3 protein-coding genes are annotated in these 1,952 nt (G+C 37.5%); all 3 read right to left on the bottom strand.

Features of this window, described 5'->3' with window-relative positions:
- Window positions 1–131: 131 nt before the first annotated feature.
- Window positions 132–1,136 carry a nuclease-related domain-containing protein gene (locus FC65_RS10410; RefSeq protein WP_056972656.1) on the bottom strand — a complete coding sequence of 335 codons (1,005 nt, stop codon included), beginning with the start codon at window positions 1,134–1,136 and terminating at the stop codon, window positions 132–134.
- Between the two features lie 114 nt (window positions 1,137–1,250).
- Window positions 1,251–1,514 carry a hypothetical protein gene (locus FC65_RS10405; protein ID WP_010497405.1) on the bottom strand — a complete coding sequence of 88 codons (264 nt, stop codon included), beginning with the start codon at window positions 1,512–1,514 and terminating at the stop codon, window positions 1,251–1,253.
- 140 nt (window positions 1,515–1,654) lie between these two features.
- A partial coding sequence (locus FC65_RS10400; protein WP_477218333.1) for a phosphoketolase family protein occupies window positions 1,655–1,952 on the bottom strand: 298 nt, incomplete at its 5' end.

Below are 1,952 nucleotides of genomic sequence, written 5' to 3'. Positions count from 1 at the left end.
GGCTAGAACTTTCGCTGACTTTTAGCCGATTGGAACTTAATTGGCTAGTACTTCCACTGACTTTTAGCCGATTTACCCTGAATTAGCTAATACTTCCACTAAGTTCTGTTTTATTTGAGCATTAAAAGAATTTACTTTTTATCATTTGTCTTCCAGTTACATCTTTTTTGCAGTGCTTTAAAATATTCTTGCTCATTTTCAAACCAATACTCAAATTTTGAGCCTAAATTACGATATCCTTTTTGACTGCCGTTAGGACCAACTAATTCAAAATGCTTTTTTAACTGATAACGAAGATAATATTCATTTCCGACTTCCCCCAAAAATTTCTTCAATTCTTTGCGCTCTAAATTACTGTTAGAAAACAGTACTCCGTAGTCACAAATCGTTTTGACATAAGCTAACTCTTTGCTTTGACAAAAGCCGCAGTGATCACAATACAAATAATAGCGATGGGAAGTCCAGGTAAATTTCTTACACTTCGGGCAACAAATTCCTAGCTGCAAAGTGCGCCCAACTTGACTACTGAAGTCATTGAGCGGGCAATATGGCGGAAGCAAAGAATCTGTTATTGCATCACGCCAAAGATCAGGACTAAGCTTGGGATACAGTTGCACTTCTTCTTTTAACTTCATTAACCAAGCGGCAACCTCTTCGACTCTTAACACTGTTTGTACTATTGGTTGTTTGATCTCGACTTTAACTGCAGGATCCATGAAGATCAACACACGCCGGATCTCCATGTGAAGTCTTTTTGCGCTAAAAATCTTCTGCAAAATATCAGAGGCGCGATCGATTTGCCGAAAGATATTGTTTATTAAAATCCTCTCACCACGATACCAACTATTATTTTGATAAGTATAACTTCCTCGGTAATTCTTGACATCTATCAAATAGGCAATATTACCGATGACTATCAACTTATCGACCTGAATGACTTCTTTGTTATACGCTAAATTCAAATTATTCAGCACTAATTCCGACTGATTGAAAAAAGTGTCAACAATTTTATCTAAGTTGCACTCGCCCAGATACCCCTGAACCAAACGCTGTAAGTTATTTTTTTCGTTTGCGTTCAATTGTGTTCTTTCTGCGAGGACTTGCAAATATTGATGTTCAAACGTTTGCTTTCTCATTTGACATGCCTCCCCTTTATAAATACGCAAAAAACACAAATTCGGAGCAAATTTTTGCCAAAAAATGTAAAAAAAATAGCCACTACCGTAATTTCGGCAATGACTGTTTTTACCTTAGCCTTGTTCGACAACATCGTTTTCAATATCTGCATACTTAATATTATTGATCCGGTACGCATCTTGAACCTTAATTTTTTCGATCGTATTTTCATCAGCCAGATCAAAGTAGCGAGCATCGCTGTGTTTAAGCATGCTTGTCGTCGGTTTTCCTTTGGCAGAGATCATTACAATGTGCCCCTTGCCAGCCTGCCCCTCAACAAATACTGCGTGAGCGTCATCATCAGCGATTTTTATGCTGATTTGTCGAAATTGCGCCATAAATAAGACTCTCCTTTTTCAAATTTATCCATTAAATTAGCATATTTTCCCGCTAAGTTAAAGTTTGTTTACCAAATTTTTGAAAAAGAAAGCATCCTGCCATTTGACAAGATGCTTTCAACCCTATTTAGAGGTCATTATTATTTTTTTAATGGTTCCCAGTTCCAATTTTCTACTTCTGGCAAATCAGTACCTTCATCACGAATGAATTGATTGTGTTTTGCAACCATGTCATCCATCCGGTTTGCGAAGTAAGCACCTTTTTGAGCATAGGCAGGAATTGCTTGAACTGCATCCTTAGCCAAATGGTAACGGTCCAATTCATTCAAGACACGCATATCAAATGGTGTTGTGATATCACCATTTTCACGGTAACCATGAATGTGAACGTTACGGTTATGCCGGTCAAAGAAGATGTCTTTGATCAAGTCTTCGTAG

Origin of the sequence: Ligilactobacillus acidipiscis DSM 15836, from assembly GCF_001435755.1 — a bacterium.
In the GTDB taxonomy this organism is placed as follows: Bacteria; Bacillota; Bacilli; order Lactobacillales; family Lactobacillaceae; genus Ligilactobacillus; species Ligilactobacillus acidipiscis.
This window is presented reverse-complemented; position numbering and strand designations above follow the sequence as displayed.

Bases quoted from the DNA above. Each gene is read 5' to 3' on its own strand.
- FC65_RS10410 (WP_056972656.1), bottom strand. From the start codon at position 1,136: ATGAGAAAGCAAACGTTTGAACATCAATATTTGCAAGTCCTCGCAGAA.
- FC65_RS10405 (WP_010497405.1), bottom strand. From the start codon at position 1,514: ATGGCGCAATTTCGACAAATCAGCATAAAAATCGCTGATGATGACGCT.